General features: G+C 51.3%; 15 protein-coding genes. 3 read left to right on the top strand and 12 right to left on the bottom strand.

All coding sequences use genetic code 11. From position 1 onward, the window contains the following. Nucleotides 1-989: 989 nt before the first annotated feature. Both OCL06_RS04255 and OCL06_RS04250 read right to left on the bottom strand, forming a co-directional pair. Nucleotides 990-2039, bottom strand: coding sequence for a D-Ala-D-Ala carboxypeptidase family metallohydrolase (locus OCL06_RS04255; protein ID WP_262992512.1), 1050 nt, complete (start codon nt 2037-2039; stop codon nt 990-992). Nucleotides 2040-2062: 23 nt separating this feature from the next. After that, nucleotides 2063-3379 carry a L,D-transpeptidase family protein gene (locus OCL06_RS04250; protein ID WP_262992511.1) on the bottom strand — a complete coding sequence of 439 codons (1317 nt, stop codon included), beginning with the start codon at nt 3377-3379 and terminating at the stop codon, nt 2063-2065. A 398-nt stretch (nt 3380-3777) separates the two neighbouring features. Between OCL06_RS04250 and OCL06_RS04245 the strand changes: the two genes are divergently transcribed. Further along, nucleotides 3778-4224 carry an Hsp20 family protein gene (locus OCL06_RS04245; RefSeq protein WP_262992510.1) on the top strand — a complete coding sequence of 149 codons (447 nt, stop codon included), beginning with the start codon at nt 3778-3780 and terminating at the stop codon, nt 4222-4224. A 114-nt stretch (nt 4225-4338) separates the two neighbouring features. On the opposite strand, the gene OCL06_RS04240 is transcribed toward OCL06_RS04245, so the two are convergent. The 6 genes from OCL06_RS04240 to dapB all read right to left on the bottom strand — a co-directional run bounded on the left by OCL06_RS04240 (nt 4339) and on the right by dapB (nt 11378). After that, nucleotides 4339-4881 carry an NUDIX domain-containing protein gene (locus OCL06_RS04240; RefSeq protein WP_262992509.1) on the bottom strand — a complete coding sequence of 181 codons (543 nt, stop codon included), beginning with the start codon at nt 4879-4881 and terminating at the stop codon, nt 4339-4341. Next, nucleotides 4881-5288, bottom strand: coding sequence for a hypothetical protein (locus tag OCL06_RS04235; protein ID WP_262992508.1), 408 nt, complete (start codon nt 5286-5288; stop codon nt 4881-4883). The genes OCL06_RS04240 and OCL06_RS04235 overlap by 1 nt, the downstream gene beginning before the upstream one ends. A 44-nt stretch (nt 5289-5332) precedes the next feature. After that, on the bottom strand, nt 5333-5809 hold the full coding sequence (gene greA, locus OCL06_RS04230) for a transcription elongation factor GreA (protein ID WP_262992507.1): 477 nt from the start codon (nt 5807-5809) through the stop codon (nt 5333-5335). A 120-nt stretch (nt 5810-5929) separates the two neighbouring features. Next, nucleotides 5930-9154, bottom strand: a complete 3225-nt coding sequence (gene carB / locus OCL06_RS04225) for a carbamoyl-phosphate synthase large subunit (protein ID WP_262992506.1) — start codon at nt 9152-9154, stop codon at nt 5930-5932. 13 nt (nt 9155-9167) lie between these two features. After that, on the bottom strand, nt 9168-10301 hold the full coding sequence (gene carA / locus OCL06_RS04220) for a glutamine-hydrolyzing carbamoyl-phosphate synthase small subunit (RefSeq protein WP_262992504.1): 1134 nt from the start codon (nt 10299-10301) through the stop codon (nt 9168-9170). 270 nt (nt 10302-10571) lie between these two features. Next, complete coding sequence (gene dapB, locus OCL06_RS04215; protein ID WP_262992503.1) at nt 10572-11378, bottom strand: 4-hydroxy-tetrahydrodipicolinate reductase; 807 nt, start codon at nt 11376-11378, stop codon at nt 10572-10574. Between the two features lie 158 nt (nt 11379-11536). On the opposite strand from dapB, the gene OCL06_RS04210 reads away from it, so the two are divergent. Together OCL06_RS04210 and OCL06_RS04205 are read left to right on the top strand one after the other, a co-directional pair. Next, a complete protein-coding gene (locus OCL06_RS04210; protein ID WP_262992502.1) occupies nt 11537-12220 on the top strand; it encodes a cytochrome b/b6 domain-containing protein in 684 nt (227 codons plus the stop codon). Nucleotides 12221-12516: 296 nt separating this feature from the next. After that, the gene (locus OCL06_RS04205; RefSeq protein WP_262992501.1) at nt 12517-13392 is read left to right on the top strand and encodes a glycosyltransferase family 2 protein; all 876 of its coding nucleotides are present in this window, start codon (nt 12517-12519) and stop codon (nt 13390-13392) included. Nucleotides 13393-13555: 163 nt separating this feature from the next. Here OCL06_RS04205 and OCL06_RS04200 read toward each other — a convergent pair whose 3' ends face one another. The 4 genes from OCL06_RS04200 to dnaJ form a co-directional block, all read right to left on the bottom strand. After that, complete coding sequence (locus OCL06_RS04200; protein WP_262992500.1) at nt 13556-16117, bottom strand: putative bifunctional diguanylate cyclase/phosphodiesterase; 2562 nt, start codon at nt 16115-16117, stop codon at nt 13556-13558. Nucleotides 16118-16494: 377 nt separating this feature from the next. After that, nucleotides 16495-19419, bottom strand: a complete 2925-nt coding sequence (locus tag OCL06_RS04195; RefSeq protein WP_262992499.1) for a TonB-dependent receptor domain-containing protein — start codon at nt 19417-19419, stop codon at nt 16495-16497. 208 nt (nt 19420-19627) lie between these two features. After that, nucleotides 19628-20107 carry a c-type cytochrome gene (locus OCL06_RS04190; RefSeq protein WP_373318441.1) on the bottom strand — a complete coding sequence of 160 codons (480 nt, stop codon included), beginning with the start codon at nt 20105-20107 and terminating at the stop codon, nt 19628-19630. A gap of 124 nt (nt 20108-20231) precedes the next feature. Then, complete coding sequence (gene dnaJ / locus OCL06_RS04185; RefSeq protein WP_262992498.1) at nt 20232-21365, bottom strand: molecular chaperone DnaJ; 1134 nt, start codon at nt 21363-21365, stop codon at nt 20232-20234. Nucleotides 21366-21510 lie beyond the last annotated feature (145 nt).

Below are 21510 nucleotides of genomic sequence, written 5' to 3'. Positions count from 1 at the left end.
CTGACCGATAGATACTACCGTCATCCCGGCGAAGGCCGGGACCTCCCAAGCAGCCTGACTGATAGATACTACCGTCATCCCGGCGTAGGCCGGGACCTCCCAAACAGCCTGACCGATAGATACTACCGTCATCCCGGCGAAGGCCGGGACCTCCCAAGCAGCCTGACTGATAGATACTACCGTCATCCCGGCGTAGGCCGGGACCTCCCAAACAGCCTGACTGATCGATACTACCGTCCTCCCGGCGCAGGCCGGGAACTCCTAAACAGCCTGACTGATAGATACTACCGTCATCCCGGCGCAGGCCGGGACCTCCCAAACAGCCTGACTGATCGATACTACCGTCATCCCGGCGAAGGCCGGGACCTCCCAAGCAGCCTGACTGATAGATACTACCGTCATCCCGGCGAAGGCCGGGAACTCCTAAACAGCCTGACTGATAGATACTACCGTCATCCCGGCGCAGGCCGGGATCTCCTAAACAAAGTGACTGCTCCAAAACCGTCCTTTTCTCACCCGGCTCAATAATCTGAATTGTTATAGAACACAGGAAAGGGACTTTATGCAGGAAAACGCCATGCTAAGAGAGAAAAGGCTTATGGTGGCATCGTCGGTGGGGGTACCAGTTAATAGCAGAGGTTAAATCTGATGGGCGTGACTTATACCCTGAGGTACTGGTGTCTAGGTAATGGATAGGACACGGTAATCCGATGGAGGTCCCGGCCTGCGCCGGGATGACGGTTGCTTTACGAGCGCTGGGATAGAGGTCCCGGCCTGCGCCGGGATGACGGGAGCTTTATGAGCGCTGAGATGGTGGTCCCGGCCTGCGCCGGGATGACGGTAGCGTTGCGAGCGCTGGGGTAAAGGTCCCGGCCTGCGCCGGGATGACGGTAGCTTTATGACCGCTGGGGTGGAGGTCCCGGCCTTCGCCGGGATGACGGTAACTTTATGAGCGCCGGGATGACAATAGTTATTATTTCCGCGGGCAATTAAGGTTTTCGCCAGCGCGCTTTTATCCCCCGGGTGTCGATATGGATAAACGCTCCGCGATGGGGTTTGGGACCATAAACGCCCAGGCCACCGATCAAAGCCTTAAAATCACTGCGCTTGTTAAGCTCGTTAATAACCCCTGCCATGACATCCGCATCATTAATGTCATGTTCGCCATCATTATTTAGATCATCCATGCGGTAGTTGCCGTCGTTATCCACAAAGATATCTGCGGCATCGCCATATACGTGTCTGCTGAATTTCACATTGCCGATGGCTCGGTTGTACTGGGGCGTGCGATAGCCGCTCATAATCACCATACGATCCACATTTATATCCTGCAGGTTCATTTCACGGCGCAGCATTTCCAGCTTTAACAATAATGGCGCCTGTAAATACACAAACTTGGGATAATTGGAGCGCTGCTTGCTGATAAATTCTTTCAATGTGAAATGAGGAGAGACCTTGGTATCCTGATTTTCCTTGGTCACTTCTATAAACCCGTCGGGCTCAACGTACAGATCTTTGTGGGTAATTTCGTTCTCACTGGGATACGGACCAATGTGATAGTACTTCAGCTTCCCTCCACTAACTTCTTCCGCGGGCACTTTAACGAACACATTGATAGTCATACCGGTTTCGCCCTCGGCGTTAACTACTTCCATGGTATGGGTGCCGGGTTTATCGCCGGCAAGCCAGGACCATTTGTTTTTTCCCGTACTCTGGACCGGTTCGCCGTCCACCCGCAGTACATACGGCGCTTCGCTCTGCGGATAGAGAACTTCCAGTTCAGTGCGCTCGCCGGGCACCACAAACAGGGAAAACACGTCGTAAGGCACCACCACATCGCCCATTTGCAGGTTAAACTCTGCTTCCGGTAACGCATCCGGGTTGTCAACAACCAGGGGATCATGCACAGGCTCGGAACTTTGCGCCTGCACTTCTACCGCGGGGCCTGTACAGGCTGCCAGCGCGGTGAGTAAGCACAGCAGGCTCCCTCTGTGAGAGACGCGTTGACGGGTTGATTTGATAACGTTTTTCAATGTCATGCTCACCTCATCTTTTAAACAGGCTATCTTGCAGCCAGTTGCTCCAGTGCCTCTTCGTCACGGTTGTAAATATCTTCACGGAAATTAATACGCCCTTTTTCATCTGCCCACGCAGTCCAGTAAACCAAGTGAATAGGTAGCGGGTTTTCCAGATGAAACGTCTTTGGCTCTTCCCTGACACGGGCCCGATGCACATCTTCCAGCATGCGCGTTACTTCCTGCTCTTCAGCAATGATTTCCGCCAGGCTGAAAGGGTCTTCCAACCGGATACAGCCATGCGAGGCTGCCCGCTGAGGCTCTTTAAACCATTGCTCGAAGGGGGTGTCATGCACGTATACGGCATGACTGTTAGGAAACAGGTATTTCACCTCCCCTAACGGGTTTTTCTCATGGGGCAACTTCACCATAAAGTGGTCAAACTCGTACGGCTCAACGTCTTCCCAGTCGATACTCTTGGGGTCTATGAGTTCGTCATCCACATAGCTGTCTTTACGGATAACAATATTATTTTCTTCGAAATAATCGGGGTTATCTGCGGCTTTTGGGGCTATTTCACGGGTGGCAATGGATAAAGGAATTCGCCACTCCGGATTAACCACGAATTTCTCAATAGAGTCGCTAAATGAAGGGGTTTTCCAGCTGGGTTTGCCTACCACCACATCCTTATTGAAGGCCACCTTTCCGCTTTTCACATAACGCAGGGCGTATTCGGGTATATTCACCAGTACATAGGACTCTTCAATTTTTGGCTTAAAGGCCTGCAGCCGTTCAATGTTGAGAGTTAGCTGCTGGTAACGCTGACGGGCACTCACGTTTAACGCGTCGGTGGTTGAACTACCTACCACGCCATCGACTTGCAGACCATGTCTGTCCTGAAAGTCTCTCACAGCGTCAGCCACTTCTTCTGTATAGGTACAGTCTTCCTTAACGTTGTTCTGCATAGCAGGATGCTGGACACACACGTTTTCCAGTTGCGGGTACTCTACCCGCAGACGCTCTACCACCGCATACACATCAGGCCCGGTAGCCCCTTCGCGAAGCAGCTTCTCCCTGTCGATAGTGTCCCAGCCGCCATTTTCCATAGCAATCGCGTAAATATCCCGGGCCGACTGCATGCGCTCTAGCCGTCTGTCCAGACTGGGAAAATTGTCAGTGGAGGTTTGCACAGTAGACCAGCGTCCCTGTGTAATAGCAGGTGTGGCACTCACCTGTCCGATGACAGCACCGCACACCAGCAGCGCAGACAAAGCTTTCCGAAGGCCGCGACCTTTGTTGCCATGAGGCTTCTGGTTTACTGCATCAAGACTGCCAATTACCCTTTCCGCTGTTTTAGATTTCAACACTGCATCCTCCATTTACAACTATTACTTAAGGAAGCAGATGAAGTGCCAACTCAAAGTTTTACTCCTAACCCAATGAATTTATTGAAGTAGGTTGCTTTAAACTGGGAAGTTTACTGCAACCATGGTTTAACGACTTTGTGTAGATATGGCCGGAAGTAACAGTAAATCTTTCTCAGCTGGCGGCGTTGTCGGGTTACCAAATTTACCTGTCTAAAGGGAGGCACACGCGCCGATATAAAAATTTTGAAAATTTTTATATCGGCTGACTTGAAAACTCTTGGGGCGAATATATATATGAGGTGTTGGCGCTGAATGGTCAGGTCAACATTGAAATGAGAGCCGCCAATTAGATGGGGCTCGACACTAACATATTGCTTTATTTTGAGGATATGACTATGCGTACTATCGATCTATCTCCACTTTACCGTTCTTTCATTGGTTCAGACCACCTGGCGTCTCTGGTTGATGCCGCGACCCGTACTGAAAAACAAAGTTCTTACCCGCCGTACAATATTGAAGTACTGGATGAGGATAAGTACCGGGTGACGATGGCTATTGCCGGATTCAGTAAAGACGATGTCACTATTGAGGTTCAGGACAATACCCTGACCATCACGGGGAAAAAGCCCAGTGATGACGAAGACAGTAAAGAGCGTAAGTTCTTACACAAAGGCATTTCAGAGCGCAGCTTTGAGCGCAAGTTCCAGCTGGGCGACCATGTAAAAGTCCTGGCCGCTGACATGGAGCATGGCTTACTGCATATCGATATGGAGCGAGTCATACCAGAAGCGAAGAAGCCGCGTCAGATTGAGATTGGCTCACGCTTACTGGAAAATAATTAAACTCTTGATGAGCATGAAAAACGGCGCCTTCGGGCGCCGTTTTTGTATGTGACTTTTTGCTGCCCGATGAATTTTTCGCGGCAGTCAGCGTATCTGGGCTGACACACTGGTGTGCTATAACAGCCCGTGCAGCCTCGCCAGACCAAAGGCGTTACAGGTAGTGGCGTCTTTAATGTCGCCCCGTTTAATTTTTTGTTCCAGTTCTTTAAGCGGAATCCGGTGGGTGATCAGCCCTTCTTCTTCAGGATCCAGGTTCTTTTCGCCCTGCGTTAATTCCCTGGCAAGGAAAATATGGTAGCCCTGATTACAAAACCCGTAGGCCAGATACTGGAAACCGACATACTCCCATTGTGCAGCGCTTAACCCGGTTTCTTCTTTCAGTTCGCCTGCGGCCAGCGCGTAAGGATCAGCCTCCGGGTTTTCTTCCCAGGCGCCCTGAGGAAACTCCAGCTGGCGCTCGCCTATTGGGTATCGAAACTGCTCAACCATATATACCGCATCGTTATCCACGGCTATGACAATGGCGAAGTGGGGTTTGTCTACCACACTGTAAATGCCCTCTGCTCCGCTGGCACGCCGAATGGCATCTTCGCGCAGGGTCATCCACTTGTTCTGATAAACCACTTTTGAGCTGAGGGTTTTAATATCTTGGGTCATTACTCGCCTTTACCATTCTTTGCTCGCTGCTCCATCAGGCTATTCACGAACCAGCGATCAAATTGCTCAACATCAAAAGTCTGTGATTTCATCAGCGAGGTATAACAGAACGTGTAGCGCGCGATAATCAGCGCGCTGGGATCAGCCTTGTCGTGCAGTACACTTACTGGTTTGCGCGCCAGGTCGCCGCACAGCTCAGAAACCTGTTGCTTTCTTTGTTCACACGAGGAGTCTGCCAGCCCTGACATTGTCTCATCAAGCGCTTCACACGGACCACCGTTGGCAAACTGCAAAACGGATATGGTATCTGCCAGGTCTGCCTCTGTAGGGGGCGGCAGTGAAATTGCGGGTGGTGCGCTCTGACACGCGGTAAGTAAAAGCACGGCGATAAAGGGGATAAGTTTCATGCTGGCGTCCTTACAGCAAAAAGCCGGTGGGAACCGGCTTTTATTTAGATATATTCAACTTCTGAAATTTCAAACTCAACAGGTCCTGCCGGAGTTTGGATGGTGACTACGTCATCCAGCTCCTTGCCAATCAGGCCTCGGGCAATCGGTGAATTCACTGAAATCAGGTTGTTTTTAATATCGGCTTCGTCATCACCCACAATGCGATAGCGGGTTTCTTCGTCTGTTTCCAAATTAAGAATAGTGACGGTGGTGCCGAAAATCACCTTGCCGGTGTTTTCCATCTTTGTCACATCAATAATCTGTGCGTTAGACAGCTTACCTTCAATATCCTGAATACGGCCTTCACAAAAACTTTGTTGCTCACGGGCGGCATGATATTCAGCATTTTCTTTCAGGTCGCCATGCTCACGGGCATCAGCAATATCCTGAATAATGCGTGGGCGTGTCTTTGTTTTTAACTCGATAAGTTCGTCGCGCAATAGCTGTGCGCCACGAGCGGTCATGGGATACTGACTCATGGGTTTCGTCTCACTTCCTGATTGTCTTGTAGGTTGTCACAGACAGAGATAAAAAGTGCGCCTTCAGGCGCACTTCAAAATTACATTAAAACAGGATAGCGCGTATCCTGAATAATGTCATCACTGTTTCGCTATACGGGCGTGCAGCTCCTGCACAGAGGCCACTTTACTGCGATCATCAGCCGATTTTGCGCGCACTGTGGCGAACGCGGCATTCATGGTCGTGGTATATGTAACCTTGTTAAGCAGCGCTTCCCGACGTATATACACTGAGTCGGTGATGGCCTGGCGCCCTTCCGTGGTATTGATAATGTAATCATACTCACCGTTTTTAATCGCATCCACGATGTTCGGGCGGCCTTCAGACAGCTTGTTGACTACCGTACTCATGATGCCGGCATCATAAAGTGTTGTGGCGGTGCCACGGGTAGCTTCAATACTGAAACCGTTATCTACCAGCGCCCTGGCCAGCTCGATAATTTTCGACTTATCGGTGTTACGCACCGACAGCAGCGCCTTACCTGATTTAGGTAGCGGCGCGCCGGCCCCCAGGTTGGCTTTGGCATAGGCTTCTTCAAAGGTATCGCCTACACCCATCACCTCACCGGTGGAGCGCATCTCTGGACCCAGTAGTGGATCGACGCCCTGGAACTTAGCAAAGGGCAGCACCACTTCTTTTACCGAGTAGAACGGCGGGATCACTTCCTGAGTGACGCCCTGCTCTTTCAGGCTGACACCAGCCATAGCCCGGGCCGCTACTTTAGCCAAAGGAATACCGGTGGCTTTTGACACAAACGGTACGGTACGCGCGGCACGGGGGTTCACCTCAATGAGATACACTTCATTGTCTTTAATGGCGAACTGGGTGTTCATCAGACCGACTACGCCTAATTCCAGCGCCATGGCTTTCACCTGCTCGCGCATGGTGTCCTGAATTTCTTTAGACAACGAATGCGGTGGCAGTGAACATGCAGAGTCACCAGAGTGAACGCCGGCTTGCTCGATGTGTTCCATGATCCCGCCAATGACCACTTCGGTGCCGTCACAGATGGCATCGATATCTACTTCAATAGCGTCATCCAGGAAACGGTCAAGCAGAACAGGTGCGTCGTTAGACACTTTTACCGCTTCGTTCAGGTAACGGCGCAGATCTTTCAGGTCATACACAATTTCCATTGCGCGGCCACCCAGTACATACGACGGACGAACCACCAGCGGGAAGCCAATTTCGTCGGCTTTAGCCAGCGCCTGATCCACATTAGTCACGGTGGCATTTGCGGGTTGCTTCAGACTGAGCTTATTAACCATATGCTGGAAACGCTCACGATCCTCGGCACGGTCAATCGCATCCGGTGACGTACCGATAATCGGCACACCATTCGCTTCCAGTGCACGAGCCAGCTTCAGCGGCGTTTGGCCGCCATACTGAACAATCACACCTTTGGGCTTTTCTACGGCCACGATTTCCAGCACGTCTTCCAGTGTCACCGGTTCAAAATACAGTCTGTCTGACGTATCGTAATCGGTGGACACGGTTTCCGGGTTACAGTTCACCATGATGGTTTCGTAACCGTCTTCGCGCATAGACAACGCCGCGTGCACACAGCAATAATCGAATTCGATGCCCTGGCCAATGCGGTTAGGCCCGCCACCCAGCACCATAATTTTATCTTTATCGGTGGGCGCAGCTTCACACTCTTCGTCGTACGTGGAATACATATACGCAGTACTGGTGGCAAACTCAGCCGCACAGGTATCTACCCGCTTGTACACCGGGGTCACGCCAAACTCACGGCGTTTCTCGCGAATATCGCTTTCTGCCACCATGGTCAGTTCAGCCAGGCGGGTGTCTGCAAAGCCTTTGCGCTTCAGCTTGCGCATCAGGTCAGCATCGATACCGTTCAGACCCAGCTCGGCAACCTGCGCTTCCAGCTTGATAATTTCTTCTATTTGCACCAGATACCAGCGGTCGATGTTGGTCAGCCCGAATACATCTTCAACGCTCATGCCCAACCGGAACGCGTCACCGATATACCAGATACGTTCCGCGCCTGGCTGACGCAGCTCGTATACCACGGTGTTGCGCGCATCGCTGTCTTCCAGATTAACCATGGAGTTAAAACCGGTGGCATTGACTTCCAGTCCACGCAGCGCTTTTTGCAGTGATTCCTGTTGGTTACGGCCAATCGCCATGACTTCACCCACTGACTTCATCTGGGTAGTCAGACGGTCGTTGGCGCCAGCAAACTTCTCGAAGTTAAAGCGTGGAATTTTAGTGACCACGTAGTCGATAGACGGCTCGAACGACGCCGGGGTAAGACCACCGGTAATTTCATTGGCCAGTTCGTCCAGCGTATAGCCCACTGCCAGCTTGGCGGCAACCTTGGCTATGGGGAAGCCAGTCGCCTTCGATGCCAGGGCGGATGAACGGGATACCCGTGGGTTCATTTCAATGATCACCACGCGCCCGGTGTCAGGGTCGACACCAAACTGCACGTTAGAACCGCCGGTTTCGACACCGATTTCACGCAATACGGCCATCGCCGCATTACGCATGATCTGGAATTCTTTATCGGTCAGCGTTTGGGCCGGCGCAACGGTAATGGAGTCACCGGTGTGCACGCCCATCGGGTCGAAGTTCTCGATGGTACACACAATGATGCAGTTGTCGGCTTTGTCCCGCACCACTTCCATTTCGTACTCTTTCCAGCCCAGCAGCGACTCATCAATCAACAGCTCATTGGTGGGCGACAGGTCCAGACCGCGGTGACAAATTTCGTTAAATTCATCAATATTGTAGGCAATACCGCCGCCCGATCCACCCATGGTGAAAGACGGACGAATGATACAGGGGAAACCAATGCGGCTGAGTACATCGTGGGCCTGTTCCATACTCCGGGCGATTTCTGCACGGGGACATTCCAGCCCGATATTGCGCATAGCCTGGTCGAAGCGGTCACGGTTCTCTGCTTTATCAATTGCATCTGCGGTCGCGCCGATAAGCTCCACACCGAACTCTTTCAGTACGCCTTGATTGTCCAGTTCCAGTGCGCAGTTCAGGGCGGTTTGTCCGCCCATGGTCGGCAGCACGGCGTCCGGACGCTCTTTTTCGATAATCTTGCGGACCACTTCCCAGTGAATGGGCTCAATGTAGGTTGAGTCTGCCATTTCCGGGTCGGTCATGATGGTGGCCGGGTTCGAGTTCACCAGGATGACCCGGTACCCTTCTTCGCGGAGCGCCTTACATGCTTGCGCACCGGAGTAGTCGAATTCACACGCCTGGCCAATCACAATAGGGCCAGCACCGAGGATTAGAATACTTTGTATGTCTGTACGTTTTGGCATAACGGGCTCGTTCCTACTGCTTGTGCTGTTTGATGAGGTCGATAAAGTGATCAAATAACGGTGCAGCTTCGTGCGGCCCCGGGCTTGCCTCTGGGTGGCCCTGGAAGCTGAATGCCGGTTGATCGGTGCGGTGGATACCCTGTAATGACTTATCGAACAGCGATACGTGGGTCACTTCAAGATTGTCTGGCAGCGTGGACTCATCAACGGCAAAGCCATGGTTCTGACTGGTAATCATTACCACATTGCGCTTGAGATCTTTTACTGGGTGATTGGCGCCATGGTGGCCAAACTTCATTTTGGCAGTTTTAGCTCCACTGGCCAGCGCGAGTAACTGGTGCCCCAGGCAGATACCAAAGGTAGGAATGCCTTTCGCCACAATAGTTTTAATGGCTTCAATGGCGTAGTCACAGGGTTCCGGGTCGCCCGGGCCATTGGACAAAAATACGCCATCAGGATTCAGTGCCAGAACTTCGTCCGCAGGGGTTTGTGCAGGCACCAGGGTAATTTTGCAACCGCGGTCTACCAGCATGCGTAAGATGTTGTGCTTCACGCCGTAGTCAAAGGCCACCACGTGGTATTGCGCTGGCTCGGAGGGCGTGACGTAGCCTTTGCCCAGCTGCCAGCTGCCTTCGGTCCACTCTTTTACTTCTTTCGTGCAGACTTCTTTCGCCAGATCCATGCCTTTCAGGCCCGGGTACGCTTTTGCTTTGCTCAGCGCGTCGGCTTCATCAAGCTCGTCAGTACACACGATGCAGCCGTTCTGCGCCCCTTTATCTCGTAATATACGTGTCAGACGTCGGGTATCAATGTCTGCGATGCCCACTACCCCTTTCGTTTCGAGGTACTCTGATAACGTTTGTTGCTGGCGGAAATTACTGGCAATCAGAGGCAGATCGCGGATTACCAGGCCTTTCGACCAGATAGTATCTGCTTCAACGTCTTCTGAGTTAGTGCCGGTGTTGCCAATGTGTGGATAGGTAAGGGTAATGATTTGTTCAGCGTAAGATGGGTCGGTCAGAATCTCCTGATAGCCTGTCATGGACGTGTTAAAAACCACTTCCCCAACAGCGATACCTTGAGCACCAATTGCGGTACCTTTAAAGACAGAACCATCCTCTAACACCAAAAGGGCAGAATTAGCCAAGTCAACCTCCAGATTAAGGATAACCGAGTGTTTTAACAGCTTTCCTGTCAAAACCGCACAAAAAACGGGAGGTAATGTGTATTTTACTTCCCGTTTACAGATCTTTGCAGCTAATAAAACTGCGTCATACAGCTTAACGACGCGAAATTTTGGCAAATTCCGATAAGTATACATGACTCATCAGAAAAGGTCTAATTAGATTTAGAAAATAACTAAAAACACCGCACACACCTCGAAATTAGCGCGAAAGCAGGAAAAAGACTAATTATCTTAGTTTTCCAGGCCAATCACCTGGGCCATTGTATACAAACCCGGTGACTTGTCGCTGAGCCACACGGCAGCATTCACCGCACCTTTGGCAAACGTCAGCCGGCTGGAGGCTTTGTGGGTGATCTCCAGACGTTCACCAATATCCGCAAACAATGCTGTGTGTTCACCAACGATGTCACCGGCCCGGACTGTAGCAAAGCCGATGGTGTCACGGTCACGCTCAGGCCCCTTCCCTTCCCGGCCATAAACCGCACACTGTGACAGATCTCGCTGAAGCTCATCCGCAATGGCTTCGCCAATGGCCATGGCCGTGCCGGACGGTGCATCTTGTTTAAACCGGTGATGAGCCTCGGTAATTTCTATATCCGCGGTCTTGCCCAGCGCGCGCGCTGCCTGGCGAACCAGCGACAACATCAGGTTAACACCCACACTGTAATTCGCCGCAAAGACTACCGGTATAGCCTTAGCCGCCTCATCCAGCGCGGCCAGTTGCGCGTCTGAGAGGCCGGTCGTACCTATGATTACCGGCTTGCGGTTATCGACACACCACTGCAGGTTTGCTTCAAAAGCCGCGGGCAGCGTGAAGTCGATCATCACATCCACAGAATCCGGATTAATTTCACCCACCGCACAGCAGCTTACACCGAGTTTTCCGATGCCGGCCAGCTCCCCCACGTTCATTCCCAGCCAGGGCGAATCATCACGCACCGTAGCCACCTGCAACTGTGCATTGTCCTGCTGTTGAAGCGCTTCAATCAGCACCCGTCCCATGCGCCCGTTGGCACCAAAAATTCCTGCTTTAACCATGTTTTCAGTTTCCTGATTATCGATGACTGCATTGTGCCTTAAGGTTATGCAGAAAAAAACAGCAGGATGCGAACAACACCACCACACACCGCGGCATGGCTTGCGTCACGCCACAATATCCCGCAAAGTATTCATTTTAAATATTGCCGGAACCCGCTATGGATAAACAACTTGTCTGGGATTTGCCCACCCGACTGTTTCACTGGTTACTGGTGGCGGCGCTCAGCGCGCAGTATGTGACAGCCGAATGGCTGGACGACGCCATGCAGTGGCATTTCTGGATTGGTTACTTTGTGATTGGGCTCATCGTGTTTCGGATAGTGTGGGGGCTTGTCGGGCCGGCGCACGCCCGATTCAGCAACTTTATCACCGGCCCGGTTGCCGTATGGCGCTACCTGAAAACACTGCCCGACGCCAGTGCACCTGCTCATGTGGGGCACAACCCACTGGGCGGCTGGTTCGTTATTATCATGCTTGCCTGCGTGGCACTACAGGCCGTCAGCGGGCTGTTTATGACCGACGACGTCTTTTTGGATGGGCCGTACCGGCATTTGTCCAGTGAGCCAACACTACAGCTGATGAACACCCTGCACCATACCGTGATAGACATTCTGCTGGGTGTAATTGCTTTACATATTGCCGCAATAGCGTTTTATGCACTGTACAAACGCCAATCGCTGACGCCCGCCATGGTGCACGGTAAAAAAACCACGCGTACTGGCGGTATTAGTTCTTCCCGGCTCTGGCGTGCCCTGCTGATTGCCATTGTTGTCGGTGTAACGGTCTACGCGGCAATTTTCTGGCTGCCACCGGCGCCCGTAGACGACGGTTTTTATTATTAATCCTGCCTGAGAGCTGTACGCCACATTGTGCGGCTCTCTGTGTTCCCTTCCTTGATGTTTGTAATTTTTTCCTGTCCTGCCCTACCTTCTATTTAAACGACTAAAAATAAAGTCATTAATAAACAGCAACATACTAGTAACGCTCGACTGGATTGAGTTTTGCAATAACTTCGGCACGGCTTTAAAAAAAAGCAGGCCCCATAGCGGCCATACGCTGCAGACCGCTTATCTTTTTCTGGACAGGTTGCAGCAACTTTTAATCAGAGGTAAATACTATCTGCATGGAGGGAAATACCATGTCCGCCCAATCTGATGTCAGCGTAATCACGCTGGTTAAGAACAGAGTGCCCGAGTTTCACCGGCTTGTGAGGCAGTTGGAAGCTACCCGTGTAAAACCCCGCGAACTTATCGTGGTGTGGATGACATCGCCCTCATCCCATTCGTTGGTGCAGTCAGACCACTTTGCCATTAAACACAAGTTTACTACCACCTCTGCCCTACCCATTGCTCAGGCACGTAACCGCGGGGCCCAGGCCAGTGAAGCAAACAACTTGGTGTTCACGGATGTTGACTGTGTGCCGCACCCTGAGTTATTCAGCCTGCTAACTGAAGCTCCCACTCGCGGCGTTATCCAGACTACCGGTTTCACAGAAATGACCGTCATGTCCCGCAACGCCTGTTACAGCGAACTCAGCGCGCTGGCGGCCAAGGGTAACAACCAGCACGTTACTACTCCCTCACGGGGCACATTTAATTCAGCACTGTTCAGCCTGAACCGCCAGGATTTTATGCAGCTGGGCGGGTTCGATGAAGGCTTTTACGGATTCGGTATCGGGGACATCGACTTTGCTACCCGGTGTGCCAAACGCGGGATGCAAATTAAAACCCGCCCCGTGGTCACTTTTAAGCAGTACCGTCATTGCCGCCGGTGCCCACTTAATCACTTACTGGATATTGTGGCGAATGCGAACCGCTATCGTGAGAAGTGGGGTTATTATCCTGAGACTGCCTGGCTGACTGCTTTCATGGCGCAAGGTTTTGTAAGCAAAGCACGCGCTAACGCCCCGCTTACCGTGACACGTTTGCCGTCAGAAAAAGAAATACGCGATATCCTCACCAGCCGGGAGAGCATATCAGAAAATACTTCGGGCACCCCGCGCAAGATGGCATAACGGCTATGTTCGCACTGTGCACAAGCGGCTGGTCGTGGTGAGCACCAGTGCAGTGGTAAATGATGTAGCTGCACTGTATGGCATTCAGGCAGCCGGGATTCTACAGACCGGCTCGCCCATGCAGCAGGCTGCAATGCCTGCTGCATAGTTTAAACCATTATTACTATGTGCAACTCTGCGTGACGGGCTGCTGCCCGCCTAGCATAGTCTGCCAACACATCACATTGACAGGTCTCGACAGGAAATCCCCCTGAAAAACATCACAGCCTCTGGTTTTCAGGTATTCCAGTTGCATATCGCTTTCAATGCCTTCCGCCACAGTACGGATTCCCAGCGCATGGGCCATATCGAGGATAGTATTAAGTATCGGTATATCTTCGCTACTAAAATTAATCTCATCCACGAAGTAGCTATCAATTTTAAGTTCCGAGACTGGTAGCTCTTTGAGGTAACTCAGGCTTGAATACCCAGTACCAAAGTCGTTAACCGAAAAGGCAAAACCTAACTCGGCCAGCGCGATAATGCGCTCCCTAATTAAATCAATGCCCTCAACCAGACTGGTTTCTGTTATCTCCAGTACTAACTGCTGCGGATCAACGCACCACTTCTCCGTTAACTGAATCAACCTGTCGTAGAAATCTGCCCGTGCGATCTGCCTGCCACTCACATTAACTGCAAGCCGGGTAGATATTTCCTGGTGGCGGCACTCATGCAGCAATTGACATGCCTGTTCCAGCGCCCAGTAACCCAGGTGTACGATTGCGTCGCTTTCTTCAGCGAGGGGGATGAACTCAGAGGGGCAAACCGGCCCGATATTTTTGTGCTGCCAGCGTAGTAGTAGTTCGGAGCACACAATATAGCCAGAGGCGTCATACTGAGGCTGCAATACTATGTGAAACTCACCTTCAGCCAGTGCTCGTCCAAACGACTGCTTAATGTAATTCAGGCGTTCATATTCTTCGTATGCAGCGCGCGCCAGGGCTACCCTTCCCCCCGGTCCCTGCGCTTTTGCTTTGGTGCGGGCGAACGCTAAAATGCCGATCACTTTTTCGTAGCTTGTGGCATGGCTGTGAATATGCGCCGATGCCAGCGAGGCGGTAATCGTATGAGTATGACCGTTCAGCATCATTTTATTAAGTAGCGTGTTATAGAGCTTCCACTCCATTTCATTGATTAATGTGGTGGTGGCTTTATCGTCGGGCGGAAAAGGCAGGTCGTATAGCACGTAAAAATGATCAGCTTCGCCCCGGTACACTACGAAATGTGCTGGCAACGCCCGGGTCAGTCTTTGGGCTATTATCTGCAATAGGTAATCGCCGGTTTGCCTGCCAAAAGACAGGTTATGCTGGGCAAAATTATCAAAATCTATCATGCAACAATAGATATCCTGCCGCTTCGGACCCGCCGCGTTTATCACGCTCTGCACCGCCTGTTCCAACGATTTCATGTTAGGCAGACCGGTTATTGCATCGGTATAGGCCAGTTTCAGAATTTTATCGGTGGCTAATCGGCGCTCAGTGATGTCGCGGATAATTGCGATAAAACGCCGCTGGCCATCCTGACTAACCTGCGAGAGCGACAACTCCACAGGAAAGAGACCGCCCGAGGCATTTTGAGCAATAAGCTCCTGCGCCTGGTCGTTAGGATGGTTATTGGCGAAGTCTACAAAGCCATTCAGTAACTGATGATTGTTGCTCCCCACATTATCCGGAAGGAGTACTGACACATCCTGACCAATAAGTTCGTCAGCACTCACCCCAAATACGCTGAACACAGCTGCATTCGCCGTTAGAATTGTACCCTGCGCATCGACAGTGATAACCGCATCATTGAGGTTGTCGAGAATACTGGCAAAGTAGGTGGTGTAGCTGTGCTGGGTATCGGACAGGTGATGCTGCTCTGTCACGTCCTGTACCGACCCGTACAGGCGTTTCACACTACCTGTGGTGAGCGCGGTCCGCCCGGTGATAATAAGCCAGCGCTGCTTCCCGGCGCTGTCGAAGTATGGTAACTCCAGCTGAAATGGCTGCGCTTCTTTAACCGTATGGGTGAGTGCCCGCAGCAGTCGTTTGCGTGCGGTTCTGGGAAAGTTGGCGAGAGCCCGATAGAAGTTTACGTCTTCGTCTTCGTTTAAACCGAAAAAATGATAGGTTTCTTTTGTCCAGCTTATTTTTCCTGCATCGATATCGTACTCCCATCCACCGGTGTGTGACATTCTGCCTATCTCGTCCAGCAACTGGAGCTTTTCCGTGAGGCGTTCGGCGTACGGGTGCTGGATTAGCTGGCTTTGAATTATCAGCGCCATTCTTTGGCGGGTAACCTCCATAAAAGCCTGATGCAAAGGTGCCACGGTGCTTTTGTGATATAAAAACAGCACCGCACCAAAAATGTTGCCCTGCGCATCGTTCAGCCTGCCGATTAAAACGAATAAATTTGCCAGATCATTCAACTGAGCTGGCCAGACAAACTCTTCCGCCTTAAGTGGCGCGCTTAACTCTGTGAGTGACAGCAGCGTCTGGCAATGGCCGGGTAAGCCAATGCTGTCACTGTTTGATAGTGTCTTGGATGTAGTAAAAAGCAGCGGGGCTTGCTGGCTATGAAAGTGGGTGGCCACTACCATAATGTCTGAAGCGCCACAGTCTTGCCTGTACTGGGTAGCAATGTCAGACAACGCCTGCTCAACCCCGGCAGAGGCGTACGTCTGCAAATTATAAGACAGGTTCACGGTTCGCTCTCCTTGCGAAATATGTCGCAGAGTGTAGGCAGTAGTTCCTGTGGCTGTAAAATTTGCCGGCAGGACTGAATGCTATAAGCGTAGTGGAGGAATGGCAGTATGCAAACTAGTGAACCAAAAGCGACACGGATAACTGCGCAGAGAGAGACATGATTGCCCGGCTGGCGGAGCTTATCCGATTGAAACCAGAATATTGGTTAGTATAGCGACCTATTGATGGAAAGCAGGCTAAGGCAAATAGCAGAAGGTTTTCACGTGGATTATCAAAACTTAAGAAATAAAAAAGCCACCGGGCGTTAACCTCGGTGGCTTCTAGCTGACATCCTTTCCGTTAACTATAAGCTAAGCGGCGGACGTGGGAGTAAAACTTACTCAAAGCGTACTGTGATACCCGCGCTGATGCGACGGCCCACTAAGTCATACAGAGCATTGTCAGTGTAGCCTGGTGGTACCTTGTTAAAGGCGTTACGCAGAATAAGTGACAGCTCAACGTGCTCGTTATAAATGTGCTCTACGCTGAAGTCATGAGTCCACATTGTGCCCACGAACGCAGGGGAGGCATCTTCAGGCGTATCGCCACCCGGTGACACATCAAACAGAGCTGAACGGTCGATGAAACGGCTCGTGTAGTTGAAGTTCCAGTCATCAATACGATAATCGACGATAGTACGGAACTGGTACTCAGGGTCACCCACTTCGCCCACTTCTACATCAATCTCGTCAGGACGGGTCTGGAATTCAAACTCGTTCAACTCATCAACAATGTTACCCTGGAAGTTGAGGCGAACTTCACCCGGTAAGTCGAAGTCTGTCAGGTCAGTCACATAACGCACCTGGAACTCAATACCGCTGGTTTCAATACGCGCGGCGTTAACAAAACCGGTACGTACCAGGTCAACGTCATTCAGCTCGTTACGGTCTACCTGCGCACAGAATACCGTGTCGGGACCACCCGTGGCATCCACACAGTTGTTAACAATGTCCTGAGCCGATACTTCAATAATCGCATCGCTGATTTCGATATCGTACCAGTCAAGGGTTACCGATAAGTTCTCGATAAATGCCGGTGTCCATACAATACCTACAGTGGTTGACTCACTGGTTTCTGAGAACAGGTCAGGGTTACCACCAGACAGAATGTTTACACTTACGTTATCGTTGGCTTCAAAGCCTTCTGGGATACCAATGGCGGCACAGTTAGCGCGACGATCCGGATCGTTGTCAATGTTATCCGCATCACAAGGATCGCTCACCCGCGCAAAACCAGGTGACTGCGGCGAGAATGCCTCATCTACGTTAGGTGCACGTACCGCTTCACCGGTTGTACCACGCAAGCGTACATCTTCAACAGGCGCCCACATGAAGCCTACCTGCCATGCATCGGCATTACCGGCATGTGAATAGTCTGCGCCACGGAAAGCACCGTCGATGGAGAACTCATGAGCAAAGGTCATATCGCTTAACAGCGGTAAGCGCACTTCCAGGAAGTACTCGTCTACGTCATAACCACCAAATGAATCAGGCGTGGCCGCGTTAGTAAAGAACCCGGCTTTAGTGAATTCATCCGTAGTGGTAGTAACTTCTTCGGTACGGTGCTCGTAACCCATTGCGAAGCCCATGGCCCCACCCGGTAAGTTGAACCAGTTAGCCGAATCAAATGCCAGCGTAGCACCATAGTACTGCTGTTCAATTTCGTCAGTGCGCGTCACGTCGCCTGAAACGAAGTCGTAGGCTTCAGCACTGGCCTGACCAAATCCAAACGGATTAAAGGCCACACACTGGTCGCCATTGACCGAGGCAGGATCTTCATAGCCTTCGCCCTGTGCACTTGGCAACTGGCTACGACAAACAGCTTCACCTGTTTCAGGATCAACTACTGCATCCAGTGCGGCAACCAGGTTATCCGGGATTAAATCGTTTAATGTGCGACGCTCATTAGATACTTCGCCACGTGAGTAATACACATCGTAATCGAAGTCAGTATCCCCTAAGGTGAAAAAGCCTTTCACGCCGGTCATGACACGCCATAACTTACGATCGTTCGATGCAGAACGGTTACCGATATCGTCGAAGAACCGTGCCATGCGAATGTTGCCTGACTGCCCCTCTGAAATCAGACGCGCTCTGGTAGATTCGTCTAAGAAGGCATTTTCGCTTACATTTATCGTTACGTTTCCAAAGCGGAAAGAAGGCTGGAATTGCTGCTCAATGTACTTATCAACGTATTTTACGTCGCCGTAGAAGCGGGCGTTGTCGTTCAGATCCCAACGGAACGTACTGGCTAACGTCAGTGTTTCCTGGTCGGGAATGTAGTTTTCGTAATCTTCAGTGAAGAACACAGAATCGTAGGCCTGGTCGAAGCTACCAAATGCGAAACTGTTATCGCCGATACGAGATACCTGATCACGGGGTGAACCGTCTGCATTGAACGTGATGCGTGAACCACTACCGAACGGGTTCAATACACCAAAGCGGTTGATCATCTCTGACCCAACATTAGGAACGCGCAGACGATCCACAATGCCGTCATCTTCGCCACCATCTTCCGGGTTTTCGATAGTGCCCCAGTTCTGGAACTGTTGCATTTCCGGCTTCATGACTTCGTCAATATGGTTAGTTTCAGCGAAGAAAGTCACGTTACCACGGCCATCTTCGGTGGTCGCACCTACCAGGAAGCTGTACACATTGGTGTTATAACCAATATCTTCCAGGTCTGTAGTCATATCGGCGTTAAATTCGAGACCTTCGAAGTCGTCGCGCAAAATAACGTTGATAACACCAGATACCGCGTCAGAACCGTAGATAGCCGAAGCGCCACCGGTAATAACTTCGATACGCTCGATAAGAGCTGCTGGGATAGAGCCTGTATCTACGGCGTTAGAGAAAGGGGAGCCTGCTACGTGACGCTTACCGTTTACCAGCACCAGCGTACGCTTTTCTCCCAGTGAACGCAGATCCGGTGAACTGATACCAGCATTGGCATTGCTGTTGTTGTTACCTACCAGTGTAGAGCCAGCTGCAATTGCTGGCAGCTCGGCCAGAATACTACCTAAGTCAGGTGTACCGAAACGCGCGATTTCTTCTGCGCTTACCGTAATTGTTGGAGCCGGAGTCGACAGCTCTGGTCGCGCGATGCGTGAACCAGTAACCTGAATTTTTTCAACAGTTTCTTCAGCCTGGGCATCTGTCCCCGCATTGTTATCCTGTGCGTGGACCGCTAATGAGAGTGAGCCGGCCAGACCAAGTAAGGTCGCTCGTTTGATAGAGCGAGTCAGATATGAGTGTTTAAACATACTTGTTCCTAAATGTTATTATTTTGCGCATCTTTTTATTGTGCGGCCTTACTATCACCAGTTTTTCTCTAAACTTCAATCATGTAAGGGAACTTTTTTTATTTTTAATGTTCGCAGCGAAATTACCGGGCCTGGCAATTGGACTTTCGACCAAAAAAAAATCGCCGGCAAAGCGACGATTTTTTGTTTAGGCTAGTTACTTTACACGCTAGTCGCGTTTGTAATCATCATGACACGATTTACATGAAGCGCCAATGTCGCCAATGGCTGCGCGATACGCGTCTTCATTGCCAGCTTCAACCACCTGCTGCAAATGCGCAGATGCTTTTCGTAAGGCGGCAACCTTCGTTTCAACCTCGTCGAAGTTTTCCCAGAGGGCATCTTTCGCTGCTGTGTCTACATCAAACTTGCGGGTGTCCACTTCAAGATAATCCACCATCATGTCGGCCAGCTGCTCAAGACGAACCGCGTTGGTCATCATAACTTCTTCATCATACGGAATGGCGCCTTTCGCCATACCGCCCAGCGGACCCATATTGCTGCGCACCAGCTGGAATAACGACTGACGGTATTCTACCGCTGCTTTTGCGTGTTTTTCTGAAACGGCTTCTGCTGCGCCCACTGACGGACTACCCATTGCCGCCAATAATACTGTGGCCGACAACGCCTGCTTTAACGTTCGTGTCATGTGCAATTTCTCCGGTCTTGTCACATTTCCATTTCAATAAGAGTACGGTGCATATACGAAATAAGCTCACGTGTGCTCTTACCGCTATCCATACAATAAGCCCTCCTGAAGGAGGGCTCAATAACTAGTTAGTCAAATCGTCGAAGAACTTCTTCACGCCGTCGAAGAAGCCCTGCTCCTTCGGCCGGTGCTTGGCGGTTTCGCCGCCCATAGAATCTTCCAGCTCTTTCAGCAATTCTTTCTGACGAGACGACAGATTGACCGGGGTTTCTACTACCACCTTACACATCAGATCGCCCATGGCGCCGGTACGCACCGACTTCACACCTTTACCGCGTAAGCGGAACATGCGGCCAGTTTGTGTTTCGGGGCTTATCTTCAGTTTTACCTTACCGTCTAAGGTAGGTACCTGAAGTTCACCGCCTAAGGCTGCGGTAGTGAAGCTCAGCGGCACTTCGCAATACAGGTTGTTGCCGTCGCGGGTGAATATCTTGTGCTCACGCACATGCACCTGGACGTATAAATCGCCCGGTGGTGCACCGGCTTCACCGGCTTCACCTTCGCCCGATAACCGAATACGGTCGCCCGTATCGACACCCGGAGGGATCTTCACATTCAGAGTTTTGGTTTTCTCTACCCGACCCTGTCCACGACACTTGTTGCACGGATCGCTGATGATCTTGCCTTTGCCTGAACATGTGGGACAGGTTTGCTGTACAGCAAAGAAACCCTGACGCATCTGAACCTGGCCATTACCGTGACAGGTTGGACAGGTTGTAGGCGTAGAGCCCGCTTTTGCACCAGAGCCATCACACTTGTCACAGCCAACCAGTGTCGGTACCCGGATATCAACTTCTTTTCCGCGTACCGCTTCTTCCAGCGACAGCTCAAGGTTATAGCGCAGGTCTGAACCCTGGCGGGCACGAGACTGTCGACCACCCCGGCCACCGCCGAAGATGTCGCCAAATACATCGCCAAAGATATCACCGAAATCGGCACCACCACCGAAGCCAGCGCCACCACCGCGATTAGGATCTACCCCGGCATGACCGTACTGATCATACGCCGCACGCTTTTGCGAGTCGGTCAGTATTTCGTAGGCTTCCTGGATTTCCTTGAATTTATCTTCCATGGCTTTATCGCCCTGGGTGCGGTCGGGATGGTATTTCATCGCCAGCTTTTTATACGCTTTTTTAATTTCGCGTTCGCCGGCGCTTCTGTCTACCCCTAGCACTTCGTAGTAGTCACGTTTCGACATATCGCTTACTTTTCCTACTCGTTTGTCAGTCAGCCCTAGTGGCCAGCCAACGTATACTGCTTAAGGTTGCGTGTTGCGTTACACAACAAAAGGCGCAACAAGTCATCCCTGTTGCGCCTACACTGCTCATGGTGCCCGGTGTTGA

It is taken from the genome of Alteromonas salexigens (assembly GCF_025628895.1).
GTDB lineage: Bacteria > Pseudomonadota > Gammaproteobacteria > Enterobacterales > Alteromonadaceae > Alteromonas > Alteromonas salexigens.
The sequence above is the reverse complement of the archived record's forward strand: the minus strand, read 5'-3'. Positions and strand labels throughout refer to the sequence as shown.